Source organism: Rhizobium sp. LEGMi-198b (assembly GCF_054114205.1).
This window is the reverse complement of the sequence record NZ_JBSYVH010000001.1, coordinates 428,114-442,871: the sequence shown is the minus strand read 5'-3', so window position 1 is coordinate 442,871 and position 14,758 is coordinate 428,114. Positions and strand designations below refer to the sequence as shown.

Genomic DNA, 14,758 nt, shown 5'->3' with positions numbered 1-14,758 from the left:
CTTTGGGATATCCAACGGGAGACTGATGTCATGAGTACTTCTTCGGATGCGTTGACGCATAGCCATGTGTTTCTGGGCTCCGCTCACCGTCGCAACGAGCGCCGCGTCTGGCTGGTCATTGCGCTGACGACAGTGATGATGGTGGTCGAAATCGCTGCCGGGACGTTGTACGGCTCGATGGCGCTGGTTGCCGATGGCTGGCACATGTCGACGCATGCCAGCGCCATGCTGATTTCGGCACTGGCCTATCTCTATGCCCGTCGCCATGCCCATAATTCTCGCTTCACCTTCGGCACAGGAAAACTCGGCGATCTCGCCGGCTTCGCCAGCGCCATCATCCTCGCGATGATCGCGCTGTTGATGGCTTGGGAAAGCCTGCTGCGACTGCAGAATCCAGTGGCGATCAATTTTCGCGAGGCGATCGCCATTGCCGTTGTCGGCCTCCTCGTCAATCTCGTCAGCGCCTGGCTGCTGCGCGACGACCACGACCACCATCATGGGCACTCCCATGCGCATGGACATGATCATCATCACCACCATGATCATGACCATCATCACGGTCATAATCATGGCAAGGACAACAATCTGCGCTCGGCCTATGTCCACGTCATTGCCGACGCCATGACCTCGGTCCTGGCCATTATCGCCCTTCTGCTCGGCAGCCGTTTCGGCTGGACCTTTCTCGATCCCCTGATGGGCATTGTTGGCGGCGTGGTGATCCTGCAGTGGTCCTTGAGCCTTGCGCGTGCCTCGGGCTCAATTCTGCTCGACTTCATTCCGCAGGGCGAGAACCTGCCGGATGAGATCCGGGTGCTCATTGAAACGGGCGATGACCGCATTACCGATCTGCATGTCTGGCAGGTCGGACCCGGCCACCATGCGGCGATCGTCGCTGTTGTAACGCCGGAGCCGCGCGATCCTGCCTTCTACAAGGCACGGCTGGCCGATATTCACGAACTGTCGCATGTCACCGTTGAAGTCGTGGTCAAAAAAGCAGCATAAGCTCTGAAGGAAACTGGCCCTGTCAGAGGGTTGCCATATTCCTCGCTTAGCTCAGAATTCGGCTGATTCCGCTGGAGGCTTCCGCATGTCCACACCGCTTACCCGCCGCCGCCTTTTGGCAGGCTCGGCGCTGCTTTTCCCCGCCCTGACATTTGGCCCCGAAACCCTCTTTGCGCAGAATGCCAGCGCCAACAAGAGCCCCGACGCGACAGCTCCCGCGCCCGATGCATCCGATACTCAGGAGAATTCCGCGGCACCCGACAGCGGTCAGGACATGGAAGACGACCAGGGTCCCGATAATTCTCAGTTCACGGATGATGCCGACAAGCGGTTGGCGGATCTGGAAAAGAAGACGGGCGGTCGTCTCGGTGTTTCCGTGCTGGATACGGAAACCAATATTTCGCTCGGCTATCGCGAAGCGGAGCGGTTTGCACTGTGCAGCACCTATAAGGCGCTTGCGGTCGGTTTCGTGCTCGCGCGCGTCGATCAGGGCGTAGAGAAGCTCGATCGTCGTGTCACTTATGGCAAGGATGTTGTCGTTACCTATTCGCCGGAGACAGAAAAGCACGCCGGCACCGATGGCATGACGATCGCCGAACTCTGCGGCGCGGCGATCACGCTGAGCGACAACACCGCCGGCAATCTGCTGCTGGACAGCTTCGGTGGTCCGGCGGCGCTGACCGCATGGCTGCGCACCACCGGCGACACCGAAACCCGCCTCGACCGCAAGGAGCCCGACGTCAACCAGGCGATCAAGGACGATCCGCGCGACACGACGACGCCAGATTCCATGCTGGATACGATCGGCCTCCTGACGCTCGGCAATACGCTGTCCGAAACTTCGCGCGACCAGTTGACAAACTGGCTGGCCAACAACACCACCGGCAATGCCCGCCTGCGCGCCGGCTTGCCGAAGGAATGGAAGGTGGGCGACAAGACCGGTACAGGTCAGAACGGCTCCTACGCCGACGTCGCCGTGATCTGGCCGACCGACCGCGGCCCCATCCTCGTCACCACCTATGTCGGCGAGGCAACCGCCCCCGCAAAGGACATCGAGGCCGTCTTCGCCGAAGTCGGAAAGATCATCGCGGGCATGGTAGGGCTAAAATAGTAGCGTCTTGAAATGTGGGCAATAAAATCAAGGCGATACGATCTCGATGTGAATCAGGATCGTATCGCCTTGATGTCGTTTCGAGGAAGCTCAAGCGACGGATAAGGCAGCGGCGGCGCTATCCGTTTCGTCGCTGTCGTCGGCCTGATTATCGCCGCCGAGCTGCTTTTTGATTTCAGCGGCGATCTGATCGTTGATTGCCTTCTGCTCATCGGGTGGCAGTTGCTTGAGAGAATCTTCCGTCAGATTGTGTTTTTCCAGATATTGGGCGCGGATTTTTTCCGCAGGGGTCATGTGCGCCCACTTGGTAAATTCGTCCAGAATATCCTGGCTGGACGTATCGCTCGACGAATCCGAACCATTGATGCTGGGAGCCGCGCTGTTGCTCTGATCGGCGTCGGCATCTGATGTCGATGGGGCCGTCTGTCCAGTCTGGCCGAGCCAGAAGCCGGAGGAGATGGAAGAGGGGACGCCGCTGGACGTGATCGAAGGCGCCTGCGTCTGCTGCTGGTCGCTGTCGTCGGGCAGCATGAATGGCGTGCTGTCGTCAGAATCCGTATCCTGCTGGCTCTTGATCGGGCTGCTGAAAATGCTCTGGGTGCTATGATGAACTTTCATCGTCATGTCTCCCTGTGGGTTGGCGCGACGATGACTCGACAAACATGTCCGGGGCTTGTGTGCTAAGGCTCCCTTATGTTCCGCAGAAGGTCTGTAGCACTCGCTCCGCCGGCTGCGGCGGTTCGGCATAGGGCGCGAAGGCCGGCTGGTCCTCATAGGGCTTTGCAAGCACCGTCAGCAGCGCTTCGAACAATGAAAAATCCTCATCCTCGACCGCAGCTTCGATCGCCTGTTCGATTCGATGGTTGCGCAGAATGAATGCGGGGTTCACGCTTCGCATCGCCCGTGCTCGCTCGGCCGGTGCTTGCGGATCGCGGTTCAGCCGTTCGCGCCAGCGTGTCAGCCACGGCTTGGTAGCTTCCGGATCCTTGAAACCGGTGGCAAAGGCCGTTTCGTTGTCCGCGCTATCGGCCAGCGCGCCAAGTCGGCGGAACGTCAACGTGAAATCCGCTTCCTGTTGTTGCATCAGCGTTAGCAGCGCCTGGATCAGATCGAGATCGCCGTCTTCCTCGGCTGCAAGGCCGATCTTGGCGCGCATGCCGGCAAGCCAAGGCGCCTGGAAGCGTTCGCCGTAGGCTTTGAGCACTGCATTTGCCAGGTCGACCGCTGCGTCCAGCGATGGATCGATCAACGACAGTAGGGTTTCACCGAGCCGAGCGATATTCCATTGGCCGATCGCGGGCTGATTGGCATAGGCATAACGGCCCTGGTGATCGATCGAAGAAAAGACCATTGCCGAATTATAACTGTCCATGAAGGCGCAGGGACCATAATCGATCGTCTCGCCGGAGATGGTCATATTGTCGGTATTCATCACGCCATGGATGAAGCCGACATGCAGCCAGCGCGCGATCAAGGCCGCCTGTCGTTCGGAAACGGCCTCCAATAGCGCCAGATAGCGATTTTCTCTGTCCTTGATCTCCGGATAATGTCGGTCGATGACATAATCGGCGAGGATACGCAGGCTGTCCGTATCGCCGCGGGCGGCGAAAAACTGGAATGTGCCGACACGGATATGGCTTGCCGCAACCCGGGTGAAAATCGCACCGGGCAGTACTTTCTCACGATAGACGCGCTCGCCGGTGGTAACCGCCGCCAGCGCCCGTGTCGTCGGAATGCCAAGCGCATGCATGGCTTCGCTGACGATATATTCGCGCAAGACCGGCCCGACCGCTGCCCGGCCGTCACCGCGCCGCGAAAAGAGCGTCGGTCCGGCGCCCTTGAGCTGGATATCGCGGCGTCTGCCGCTACGATCGATGACTTCGCCAAGCAGGATTGCCCGGCCATCCCCGAGCTGCGGCACGAAGCCGCCGAACTGGTGGCCGGCATAGGCCATCGCAATCGGCTCGGACCCCGGCAGGAGCTTATTCCCGGAAAAGATCGCCGCCCCATCCCGTTCCAGTACATCGGCGTCCAACCCGAGATCGCCGGCCAATGCCCTATTGAACTTGACCAGCCGCGGCGCCGCCACCGGCGTTGGCGCCTGGTTCGCAAAAAACTGCGGCGGGAGACGCGCATAGCTATTGTCGAACGGTATCGGCCGCGCTTCGAGCACTGCATTGTCGTGAAGAGATGAGCTCATGCACCTAAGGTAGGGCTGGGGAGGGTGCGGTGCAAGGCGCTTGCCCAAAGTAGGAGATTATCCTACTTTATCCCACTGAACGTGAGGAGTTCGCTATGAACGAGAAATTGAGCATCTCGCTTCCCAGTGAGATGGTTGCCGCCATAAAAAGCCGTGTCGACGCCGGAGTTTACGCCTCAACGAGCGAGGTGCTGCGTGCTGCTGTTCGGGTGTGGTTGCGGGAAGAGGAGGAATATCAGCAACGGATCGCGGCGATCCGCCACAGGGTCGAGGCATCCTTGGATGATCCGAGATCGAATTTGAGTGGACACGAAGTCAAGCAGCGTCTTGATGCCTTTTTTGACAAACGCCGCTAACCTATGGAGCGATTTACGGTCGAATACCGTCCGGAAGCTGTTGAAAACCTTCTCGACATCGCCGCTTACGTGTTGGAGCAAAGCCAGAATATCAAAACGAGCGAAGGATACCTCAATCGCATCTACAGGCGCTGCGAAAAGATTGGCGATGCTCCCTTCGGCGGGGTCGCGCGAGACGATCTGGGACCTGGCATTCGCATGGCCGTTTTTGAACGAAGCGTCGTGATTCTCTATATCGTCGAGGGCGATCGAGTGCGTATCACGAACATAATTGCCGGTGGGCAGGACTACGAAACTCTGTTGCGATCACAACAGTAGATTCGCGATTTTGCAGTCTCGCCACGCTGCTTCTTTTCTCCGTCACCTCAAGCGCTCGCTGCCGTTCGCGGCAGGCAGGCTTCGCAGATTGCCGCAACGTGGCGATGGTCGGTACCGCAGCAGCCGCCGAGCACACGCAACTGCGGCATGCGGCGGGTAAGCTGCCGATAGCGACGGCCGAGATCGGCAGGGTCGCCGTCATCCAGCGTCTCGCTCTCGTCGAGTTCGGCATGGCTCATCATCGAGGCGTTGGCGCGTAGCCCCCAGATGCGTTTGACCCAAGCGCTGGCCTCGTCAAGCGTGTTTTCAAAATGGCTCGGATGGGCGCAATTGATCATGTAGTAGGCGGGTGCGCAGCCGGTTGCAGCATCGGTACTTTCGATCGCTTCCTGTATCGTTCTTCCGGTCGCAAGCCTGCCGTCAGTCTCGACCGTGAACGAGATAGCGCATGGCATGCCTTGCGCCTTCGCGGCGCGAGCAATACCGATCGCCTCATTGATGGTATTGATCGTGAGTGCGGTCACCATGTCGGCCTCCGTGCCGGCGAAGCTCGCGATCTGCGGCGTGTGATAATCCTCGGCTTCCGCCGCATTCATCCTGCCCGCCTTGTAGCCGTCGCCGCGAGGGCCGATGTTTCCGCTAATAGTGATTGGGGCCGCGGGACGCTCATACTCCGCACGCAGCTCGCAAAGCAGCGTCACCGCATCCTCATTCACCGCTTTCAACGCTTGGGCATCATAGCCGAGTTTCTCGCCCCAATCGGCGTTGGCGCGCCATGTGGCGGTTTCAAGCACGAAGCAGGTGCCGCGACGACTGGCGATGTCGAGATAGCGTCGATAGTAATCCTTGATTTTCTCCCGTCCCTCCGGTGTTGCCAGAAGGACAAAGGAAGCGAAATGCGGCAGCTCGACGCCCTCATGAAAGATCAACACCGTTTCCATGCCACCATCTGTCAGGAATATACCGCCTTTCTGTTGCGGCAAATCGTTTCGATATTTGGCCATTGTGATCTCCACCCGTTGATATCCCCAGCCGTTCGTTGGCATCGCAGTGGTGGCGATTTTCTTTTATCGCCGTCTGCTAAAATAGGCGATTTGCGGTATACTATCGATGCGAGCAAGCATTTTCTTTTCTATTCAATGGCTTACGGCCTCAGCCCCGCATTGATCCGGAGGCGCGGCGCGGCGTTTGTGCAACAATACTGTACCGTGGGTACAGGAGGGGATCATGCGAAAGGGTGAGGAAACGCGCAGCCGGCTGCTGGAGGTTGCCGAAGCCGCGGTGCTGGCGAAGGGTTTCGGCGGTACCTCCATCGATGAATTGATCGCCGAAACCGGCATTACCAAGAGCGGCTTCTTCTATCACTTCCGCGACAAGAACGAACTCGCCAAGGCCCTTATCCAGCGCTACATCGAAAACGACAACCGGATTTACGACGAGATTTTCGGGCGTGCCCGTGAGCTGATGGACGATCCGCTGCAATCTTTCCTGCTTGGCCTGAAATTGCTGTCGGAATTGTTGTCCGATCTGCCGAATGGTCATCCAGGATGCCTGGTGGCAGGCTTCTGCTACTACGAACGGCTATTTGATCGCGAGGTTCAGGAGATCAACCGCGAGGCGGCCCTGACATGGCGGCGGAGATTTCGCCGCATGTTCGAGGAGATCATGGTGGTCTACGAGCCCCGCGAGCCGCTGGATGTCGATCAACTCGCCGATATGGTGTCGACCGTGCTCGAAGGCGGCATCGTGCTATCCAAGGCGTTGAAAGAACCGAACAGCCTGGCGGATCAGATCCTGGTCTTCCGCAGCTTCATCAAGATGCTGTTCCGGCCGCGTTTCAGCTAGCCCTCCATCTCCCGCGCCATCTCCGCCAGTTTCCTCACCGTATTGAGGTTCCGCGACGTGCCCGCCTTCAGCGCCGGCAACTTCAGTTTCGAGCGACCGGAGCCATCGGGATAGTGGACATAGATTTCCCTGCCGGCGATATGCACTTCTTCGCCGTCGGGTGCCACCAGCTTGTCCAGGGCATCGTCAGGTGCGGGTTCCGGAAGGAAGTTGACGAGCAGGTAGTTCGGTTTGGCGTGCGGAAAGGGTGAGCCTTCCGCTGCGGCCTCCAATTCCTGGCGGCTGCGCAGCAGTACGCCCGGCGATTTGCCCATTTTCAGCCCCAGCGCCTCTTCCAGATCCTTCTGGACTGTCGCCTCGGCCTTGTCAGAGTGGAAAAGCACATTGCCGCTCTGGATATAGGTCTTCACGTCGGTAAAGCCGATCTCCTCGCAGAGCGCTTTCAAATCCGCCATCGGCAGAGCGCCGGTGCCGCCGACATTGACGGCACGCAGCAAGGCGACATAGACCGGCATGGGCTCCTCCCGAGATTTGCTAGATCTTCCCGGCGACCTTGATGGCAAAGCCGTATTCGAACGCGATTTCCTCCAGGCGCTGGAAGCGGCCCGAGGCACCGCCATGGCCGGCATCCATGTTGGTTTTCAGGAGTATTGGCGCCTCGCCCGTGGTCTTTTCACGCAGCTTGGCCACCCATTTTGCAGGTTCCCAATAGGTGACGCGCGGATCGGTCAGGCCGCCGAGCGCCAGAATTGGCGGGTAAGGCTTCTCACCGACATTGTCATAGGGGCTGTAGGCTGCGATCTGCTCGTACTCTTCCTTGCTGTCGATCGGATTGCCCCATTCCGGCCATTCCGGCGGCGTCAGCGGCAGCGTGTCGTCCAGCATGGTGTTAAGCACATCGACGAAGGGTACGGCAGCGATGATGCCGGCGAATTTCTCCGGCGCCATGTTGGCGATGGCGCCCATCAGCATGCCGCCGGCCGAGCCGCCCTCGGCGATGATCTTCGCGTAGGAGGTGAACTTCTGCTCATTCAAATAGTCGGCCGCAGCAATGAAGTCCTTGAAGGTATTGGTCTTCTTGTCCATCTTGCCGTCTTCGTACCATGCGAAGCCCTTGTCCTTGCCGCCACGGATATGGGCGATGGCATAGACGAAGCCACGGTCGGCAAGCGACAGGCAATTGGTGTTGAAGCCGGCGGGGATGGTGATGCCGTAGGCGCCATAGCCGTAAAGGAGGCAGGGCGCGGATCCGTCGAGCGGCGTATCCTTACGATAGAGCAGGGTCACCGGCACCCGTTCGCCGTCCCAGGCAGGGGCGAAGACGCGACGCGTGACGTAGTCGTCCGGATTGTGGCCTGAGGGAACCTCCTGTGTCTTCAGCAAAGTGCGCTCGCGCGTCACCATGTTGTAGTCATAAAGCTGGCTCGGCGTCGTCATCGAGGAGTAGGAGAAACGGATGACGTCGGTGTCGTATTCGGCGGCGCCCTGCAGGCCGAGCGAATAGGCCTCCTCGTCGAAGGCAATGGCATGTTCTTCGCCGCTGCGCCGGTCACGGACGATGATCCGCGGCAGGCCGTCCTTGCGCTCCAGCCAGATGAGATGGCGGGCATAGGCCATGTGATTGAGGATCAGCGTGCCCGGCTTATGAGCCACGACATCGCGCCAGTTTTCCTTGGCCGGTTTGTCGACCGGCGTTTCCATGATCTTGAAATCCTTGGCATCGCCGTCATTGGTGAGGATGTAGAAGACATCGCCGCCTTCCGCCATTTCATACTCGATGCCGGTGTCGCGCGCGGCCACCAGTCTCGGTTCGGCCGTCAGATCGGAGGTCGGGATGATGCGGTATTCGCTGGTCTCGTGATCGTGGATGTCGATGAAGACGTAGTCATCCAGCAATGAGCCGCCGACGCCCATGAAGAAGCCGGAATCCTCCTCTTCATAAACCAGCCGGTCGTCCGATTGCGGTGTGCCGACAATGTGGTGGAAGATCTTTGAGGGACGATGGTTCTCGTCCTGCAGCGTATAGAAGAAGCTCTTGCCGTCAGGCGCCCAGACACCGCCGCCGCCGGTGTTTTCGATCACGTCGGCAAGGTCTTCGCCGGTTTCCAGATTGCGGACCTTCAGCGTGAAATATTCCGAGCCCTTGTCGTCATAGCCCCAGATGCCATGGCTGTGATCGGTGGAATGATCGATGCCGGAGAGGCGGAAATAGGACTTTCCTTCGTTTTCCTTGTCACCGTTGAGGAGCAGCTTGCGCTCGCCGCCATTGCGCGCCTCGCGGAAATAGTGCGGCTGTTCGCCGCCGGTGACGTAGAGCGTGCCATAGGCATAAGGCCCGTCCTTGACCGGCACGGAGCTGTCATCCTCCTTGATACGGCCCTTCATTTCGGCAAACAACGCCTTCTGCAGCTCTTTCGTATCCGCCATGGCGGCGTTCATATAGGCGTTCTCAGCCTCCAGATGCGCGCGGATTTCCGGATCGAGGATAGACGTGTCCTTGAACATCGCCTGCCAATTGTCGGCGCGCAGCCAGGCGTAATCGTCGCTGCGGCTGATGCCGTGGCGCGTGTCCGTGACCGGTTTTTTCGCAGCGGCGGGCGGGGTGGGGAGGCTCTTGAATGAAGACACGGGCAGGCTTTCTCCGGGATCAATGTCGGATATGAGGTGAGGAAGAGATAGAGGGCGCTTGCGTGAGGTTCAAGCGGCATTTGCCTGCTTAAGCCTCACGTAAGGGGATGATAACAGGCTTTAAATCTAGCTGACGGCGGCAAAAGAACTCGTTCAGAGCTGCCTTGATGTGACCACATTCTTTAACGAAGTCCGCTTATGTTGCGTCGATAATAAGGCGGCTTGAACCGCCTGGTCGAAGAGACGCTTCCCAGCCCGCAGTCAAGCAAGGGATCGGTCTTCATGCTGAAATTCATCGCCATTCTCATGCCGTTGGCCGCCATTGCGACGTCCGCTTTTGCCGTGGACGCGACCATGAAGAAGGAACTGGAGAAGCTCGATCCCTCCGAGCGGATGGAGCAGACCTGCGATGCTGAAGCCATGAAACGGATCGGCACCGAGCAGACCGGCTTCAAGCCCGACAAGGTCATCGCCTACACGTTCAGCGACCCTGATATGGCTCCGGACTCGATGAATGCTCCCGGCGCGGTCTTTCGCAGCAAGGGGGATTGGTATCATCTCTCCTATCAGTGCACGACCGGCCCACAGCATATTCATGTGCGGGATCTGAACTACGCAATCGGCGAGAAGGTGCCGCGCGATAGCTGGCAAAAGTACTATCTCTACGATTGATGCCTAGCGCCGTCTTTGGCGCTCCAGCCGGTAGAGCTCGGAAAGAACATGCTCCTGCACATCGGCATCCTGATGACAAACGGCGTCCGTCAGATCGCGTAGTGTTCCTCTCAGCGCATGAAGCTGATCCACCAGATCCATGACCAGATCGACTCCAGGCTCGTTGACGCCCATCGCGTTGATGAGGTCGAGGATCAACTGCCCGCGCGCCAGGTCGGCTTCGCGGAAATGCCGGCCTTCCCCGGTCGTTTCGGGAATGAGCCAGCCCTGTTCGATCCAAACGTCCAGCACCGCATTGTCGATCTCGAGGCGCAAACGAAACTCGCTCTCGTTCATGGCTCAGCCTCCCATGGTCTTTCTGGGATCATGCGTCTTGCCGGCCTGCCATTCGGAAACAAAGGCCGCAAGGTCCGCATCCGGCGCATCCGGCAGGACGATCTTCAACGAAACATAGGCGTCGCCGTTTTCCTTGCCAGGCACCGGCGCACCTTTGCCTTTCAGCCGCAGAACCTTGCCCGTGTTGGAGTTCGGCTGAAGGGTCACCGTGACCGGCCCGGAAGGCGTGGGCACACGGATTTTGCCGCCAAGCACCGCCTCCGCAAGCGAAATCGGCAATTCAAGTCTGATATCGTTGCCGTCGCGAACGAAGAAACGATGCGGGCGTACATGCACCTCGATCAGCGCATCCCCGGAGGCGCCGCCGCCAAAACCGGGATCGCCCTTGCCGCGCAGGCGCAGTGTCTGCCCGTCGCGGGTTCCCGGCGGTATCTGCACGTCGAGCGCCGGTCCGTCCGGCAGGCTGATCTGCTTTTTCGCGCCGTTGATGGCGTCGAGAAAGTCGACCTCCATGGAGTAGTGGCGATCCTGACCTTGCATTCCCGATTGGCCTCGGCTGCGACGTGAGAAGAAACTGGAAAGTATATCGTCGGCATCGCCGAAATCGGCGAAACCACCCGTGTTGCGATAGGGGCCGCGCTGGCCCTCGCTCGTCGCGTAATCGCGATAATAGCTACGTGGCGGCTGCTCCGCGCCGGTATTGTCGATCTCGCCGCGGTCGAAGCGCGCGCGCTTGTCCTCGTCGCCGAGGATGCCGTAAGCCGCGGAGACTTCCTTGAATTTATCCTCGGCTTGCTTATCGCCGGGGTTCAGATCGGGATGTAGCTTTTTCGCAAGCTTGCGATAGGCGCTTTGAATGTCTTTTTGCGGGGCGTCCCGTTTTACGCCCAGAATATCATAGGGATCACGGCTCATGGATGTTTCCCTTTGGGAGCATAGGAAAAGACGCAGATAGTGATCGGCAGGCGTGGTATCAATCGTATCATAAATGATAGCGCCTCTAGCCGCGACCCGGCAGAATGAACCATTGGCGCATTTGTGATGGGGAACAGGCGGCTTTGCGGGCTAGCCGCCATATTTCCGTCGCCTTGCCGGACGATGGCGGGCGCAGCGGCAAAGGAGTCTATGGCAATTATGCGCCTTTTCCGACAGACTTCATTTCATTCGATCCAACCGGTGGCTGCCTGATGAACCGTTTTGTGCTGACGTCCGCATTCGTGCTCGCCGCTTCGACCGCCTTTGCCGCCGAGCCTTCGGAAAAGCCCGTTGTCTGGCCGCAGCTCCCGCCGAAGGCGGCGGTGTCGAACGTCAAGTTGGTCGAGCCCCATCTACACGTCAACCGCGCAGGCAAGGGCGCGCCGCGCATCGCCCTGACCTTCGATGCCTGCATGGGCAAGACCGATCCGCGCATCCTCAGCACACTAGTCGATCAGCATATCCCGGCGACGATCTTCGTCACTGCTCGATGGCTGCGCAGCAATCCCGAAGCGCTTGCCGTCTTCCTCGCTCATCCCGATATTTTCGAGCTTGAGGATCACGGTCAGAACCATATTCCCGCGGTCGATATCCCAACGACGGTCTATGGCATTCCCGCTGCCGGCTCGCCGCAGGCGGTCGCGCAGGAGGTCAAGGGCGGCGCTGATGCCATGATGGCCGCTGGCATTCCTCAGCCGCATTGGTTCCGGGGCGCGACGGCGAAATATAGCCTCTCGGCCATTGCTCAGATTCGCGGCATGGGCTATCGCATCGCAGGCTATTCCGTCAACGGCGACAGCGGCTCGCTGCTGCCGGCCAAGATGGTGGAAAAACAATATGCCTCTGCCAAGGATGGCGACGTCATCATCTCGCACATCAACCAGCCGACCCATACCGCCGGCGAAGGCGTTGCCGCGAGCATCCTGGCGCTGAAGGCCAAAGGCGTGCAGTTCGTCCGCCTGCAGGATATCCCCGAGCAGGGGGATGACGATACGACGAACTGAGGCGGTTCGGCGTCGACGCCGATAGCTGACGCCTTCACTGCGGTAGTTGCGGCTGCACCTTTTCCTCGAAGAACAACTCGTTGACCACTGTCATGACGATCAGCGACAGCGGCAGGGCGAGCATTGCGCCGACGGCGCCCCACATCCACGTCCAGAAGATGATGGCAAGGAAGACGATGAAGGGATTGAGTTCCCATTGTCGGCCCATCACCGCCGGAAAAACCAGATTTTCCACGGTGAGATGGACGGAGAAGAACGCGGCGGCGGGGAGGAGACCGAAGATGATATCGTCATGGGTGATGATGCCGGCGATCGCCAGCGCGGTCGTTATCGTCGTGATGCCGACGAACGGGACGAAGCTGGAAAGAAAGGCGAATATGCCCCAGAGGATCGGCGTGCCCATGCCGCCGATATAGGCGATGACCGTCATCACGACGCCGAGACCCACATAGATCAGCGACGCCGTAGCAAAGTAGAAGCCGAGCACCTGCTCCACCGCATTGATGATGCGGATTGCCGTCAGCCGTGATGCCCGGGTGGAGAAGGTCATGATGATCGTCTTGCGCAGGCTGATGCGGCCGGCAAGGAACAACAGCAGCGCCGCAAAAAAGAGCAGGCCCTGGACGATGGCAGGCGTGAGGCTGGCGGCGAGAAGATGCAGCACATTGCCGGTATTTTCGAGCAGCACATTGATGGACATCGGTCCGCTTTCAAAGGTTTGCGGTGTGATGTGCAACCATTTGATCTGTTCGAGATAGGGCATCAGCCGATCGACGGTACGCTGGAAAACGTTAGGCCCTTCCTGGGCGAGCGTCGCCATCGGCCCGGCGAGTGAATTGATGATCAGGAAGATGACCAGCGCCACCGCCGATGACAACAGAACAGCGTTGAGGACGCGCGGTACGCCGAGTTTGCTGAGCTTTTCCGCAGCCAGCCCGAGGATCATGCCGACGACGACGGCCAGGGTTACAGGGATGAGGATGATCGACATCATGTAGACGCCCGCCAACGCCAGCACAAGGAAGATGCCGATGAGAGCCCAGGCGGAGGCAATATCCAGCGCGTCCTTCTCGACGGGTGCTGACGAGCCATTGTCCAACTGCTCGGTGTCCGCTCGTAACGCATCCACCCAGGCGCTGGAACGCCTTTCGCTCGTCGCTCCCAATCTGCGCGCCTGTTTACGTATGCCGTTGGCGATATCCATTCCGGACATGTCCCCGAAACCCCATTGCTTCGGTATGCAAACGCGAAAGGCCCGCCCTGGTTCCGGGGCGGGCCTTTGACATCATGGGTCAGCGGATTCGCGATCAGGCGATTAGATTGAGCCCGATGCCCCAGGGATCGCGCAGCGAAATCCCGCCGTCGCGTTTTTCCGTCTTGATCTCATGCGCATCGAGTGCGGCGACCGCCTTGTCGAGCGCGTCCTTGTCGTTGAAACGCAGAGTGTAATCGGAAAGGCCGGTCATATCCTTGGAGCGGACGCCGGCGCCGCGGCTGTTCCAGGTGTTGGCGCCGAGATGGTGGTGATAGCCGCCGGTTGCGAGGAAGGTCGCGCCGGGATAGCGCGCCGCCATGACGTTCATGCCCAGCACATCGCGGTAAAAGGCATTCGCCTCCGCAACGTCGCCGACCTGCAAATGGATATGGCCGATCGCCGAACCCTCGGCCATGCCATCCCAGCGATCCTGCGGCGCGCTTTCGTAAAGCTTCTGCAAATCGAGCCTGAGCGTCGCCATCTCGACCGTGCCATCGCTGTGGAATTTCCACTGTTCGTGCGGCCGGTCCGCATATATCTCGATGCCGTTGCCCTCGGGGTCGGAAAGATAGATCGCCTCGCTGACGATGTGGTCGGACGCGCCTTCGAGACCTACGCCATTATGTGCGGCGTGCCGTAGCCAGCGAGCAAGCTCGATGCGATCGGGCATCAGAAAGGCGGTGTGGAACAAGCCCGCGGCGGTTTGCGGCGCTCGTTTGGCCGCACGATCCGTTGTCAGAACCAAAAGCGGCTGGCCGGCAACGCCCAACACCTCGCCGCTGGCCGTCTTTTCAATGACCCTCAGGCCTAGCATCTGCTGGTAGAAGCGCGACACCACCGCCAGATCGGTGACGATCAGGTGCGACTGCCCGACATAGGCGGGACGCGTAAGCGCATAGGAAAGGGCAGTTTCGGTCATGCGAGTGTTCCAACCTCAATATTCTGCAAGAGAGCAACCGGCGCGGCGGAGAAGACGTCGCCAATAGCGGGGCTTGGAAAGCTTTCGCCGGTTGATGTGCCTCTTCAGAATTCAAGCCCGCTGTACTTGACCTAGAT

The 14,758-nt window shown here is 59.5% G+C and carries 16 protein-coding genes; 7 read left to right on the top strand and 9 right to left on the bottom strand.

Annotation, left to right across the window (positions count from 1 at the left end; translation table 11 throughout):
- The first annotated feature begins 30 nt into the window (after positions 1-30).
- Positions 31-1,002 carry a CDF family Co(II)/Ni(II) efflux transporter DmeF gene (gene dmeF / locus ACXHXG_RS02125; protein WP_457898357.1) on the top strand — a complete coding sequence of 324 codons (972 nt, stop codon included), beginning with the start codon at positions 31-33 and terminating at the stop codon, positions 1,000-1,002.
- 85 nt (positions 1,003-1,087) lie between these two features.
- Positions 1,088-2,113 carry a class A beta-lactamase gene (gene bla, locus ACXHXG_RS02120; RefSeq protein ID WP_457898356.1) on the top strand — a complete coding sequence of 342 codons (1,026 nt, stop codon included), beginning with the start codon at positions 1,088-1,090 and terminating at the stop codon, positions 2,111-2,113.
- Positions 2,114-2,203: 90 nt separating this feature from the next.
- On the opposite strand, the gene ACXHXG_RS02115 is transcribed toward bla, so the two are convergent.
- Together ACXHXG_RS02115 and ACXHXG_RS02110 are read right to left on the bottom strand one after the other, a co-directional pair.
- Positions 2,204-2,731, bottom strand: coding sequence for a hypothetical protein (locus ACXHXG_RS02115; protein WP_457898355.1), 528 nt, complete (start codon positions 2,729-2,731; stop codon positions 2,204-2,206).
- A 73-nt stretch (positions 2,732-2,804) separates the two neighbouring features.
- Positions 2,805-4,313, bottom strand: a complete 1,509-nt coding sequence (locus ACXHXG_RS02110) for a protein adenylyltransferase SelO (protein ID WP_457898354.1) — start codon at positions 4,311-4,313, stop codon at positions 2,805-2,807.
- 95 nt (positions 4,314-4,408) lie between these two features.
- Between ACXHXG_RS02110 and ACXHXG_RS02105 the strand changes: the two genes are divergently transcribed.
- The gene (locus ACXHXG_RS02105) at positions 4,409-4,669 is read left to right on the top strand and encodes a ribbon-helix-helix domain-containing protein (protein ID WP_104822410.1); all 261 of its coding nucleotides are present in this window, start codon (positions 4,409-4,411) and stop codon (positions 4,667-4,669) included.
- Between the two features lie 3 nt (positions 4,670-4,672).
- Entirely contained in the window at positions 4,673-4,987 is a 315-nt protein-coding gene (locus tag ACXHXG_RS02100) for a type II toxin-antitoxin system RelE/ParE family toxin (protein ID WP_285168018.1), read from the top strand.
- 47 nt (positions 4,988-5,034) lie between these two features.
- On the opposite strand, the gene ACXHXG_RS02095 is transcribed toward ACXHXG_RS02100, so the two are convergent.
- On the bottom strand, positions 5,035-5,991 hold the full coding sequence (locus ACXHXG_RS02095) for a homocysteine S-methyltransferase family protein (protein WP_283049601.1): 957 nt from the start codon (positions 5,989-5,991) through the stop codon (positions 5,035-5,037).
- Positions 5,992-6,214: 223 nt separating this feature from the next.
- Between ACXHXG_RS02095 and ACXHXG_RS02090 the strand changes: the two genes are divergently transcribed.
- The gene (locus ACXHXG_RS02090; RefSeq protein ID WP_104822413.1) at positions 6,215-6,832 is read left to right on the top strand and encodes a TetR/AcrR family transcriptional regulator; all 618 of its coding nucleotides are present in this window, start codon (positions 6,215-6,217) and stop codon (positions 6,830-6,832) included.
- On the opposite strand, the gene ACXHXG_RS02085 is transcribed toward ACXHXG_RS02090, so the two are convergent.
- Both ACXHXG_RS02085 and ACXHXG_RS02080 read right to left on the bottom strand, forming a co-directional pair.
- The gene (locus ACXHXG_RS02085; RefSeq protein WP_283049603.1) at positions 6,829-7,347 is read right to left on the bottom strand and encodes a DUF1697 domain-containing protein; all 519 of its coding nucleotides are present in this window, start codon (positions 7,345-7,347) and stop codon (positions 6,829-6,831) included. The two genes, ACXHXG_RS02090 and ACXHXG_RS02085, sit on opposite strands and share 4 nt — an antisense overlap.
- A gap of 19 nt (positions 7,348-7,366) precedes the next feature.
- Entirely contained in the window at positions 7,367-9,460 is a 2,094-nt protein-coding gene (locus ACXHXG_RS02080) for a S9 family peptidase (RefSeq protein WP_283049605.1), read from the bottom strand.
- 282 nt (positions 9,461-9,742) lie between these two features.
- On the opposite strand from ACXHXG_RS02080, the gene ACXHXG_RS02075 reads away from it, so the two are divergent.
- The gene (locus tag ACXHXG_RS02075; RefSeq protein WP_457898353.1) at positions 9,743-10,132 is read left to right on the top strand and encodes a DUF930 domain-containing protein; all 390 of its coding nucleotides are present in this window, start codon (positions 9,743-9,745) and stop codon (positions 10,130-10,132) included.
- Positions 10,133-10,135: 3 nt separating this feature from the next.
- On the opposite strand, the gene ACXHXG_RS02070 is transcribed toward ACXHXG_RS02075, so the two are convergent.
- Together ACXHXG_RS02070 and ACXHXG_RS02065 are read right to left on the bottom strand one after the other, a co-directional pair.
- Positions 10,136-10,468, bottom strand: a complete 333-nt coding sequence (locus ACXHXG_RS02070) for a chaperone modulator CbpM (RefSeq protein ID WP_104822416.1) — start codon at positions 10,466-10,468, stop codon at positions 10,136-10,138.
- Positions 10,469-10,471: 3 nt separating this feature from the next.
- The gene (locus ACXHXG_RS02065) at positions 10,472-11,383 is read right to left on the bottom strand and encodes a DnaJ C-terminal domain-containing protein (protein WP_104822417.1); all 912 of its coding nucleotides are present in this window, start codon (positions 11,381-11,383) and stop codon (positions 10,472-10,474) included.
- 272 nt (positions 11,384-11,655) lie between these two features.
- On the opposite strand from ACXHXG_RS02065, the gene ACXHXG_RS02060 reads away from it, so the two are divergent.
- Entirely contained in the window at positions 11,656-12,447 is a 792-nt protein-coding gene (locus ACXHXG_RS02060; protein ID WP_457898809.1) for a polysaccharide deacetylase family protein, read from the top strand.
- Positions 12,448-12,481: 34 nt separating this feature from the next.
- On the opposite strand, the gene ACXHXG_RS02055 is transcribed toward ACXHXG_RS02060, so the two are convergent.
- Together ACXHXG_RS02055 and ACXHXG_RS02050 are read right to left on the bottom strand one after the other, a co-directional pair.
- Positions 12,482-13,651, bottom strand: a complete 1,170-nt coding sequence (locus ACXHXG_RS02055) for an AI-2E family transporter (RefSeq protein ID WP_104822418.1) — start codon at positions 13,649-13,651, stop codon at positions 12,482-12,484.
- 103 nt (positions 13,652-13,754) lie between these two features.
- Entirely contained in the window at positions 13,755-14,621 is an 867-nt protein-coding gene (locus ACXHXG_RS02050; protein ID WP_104822419.1) for a VOC family protein, read from the bottom strand.
- Positions 14,622-14,758 lie beyond the last annotated feature (137 nt).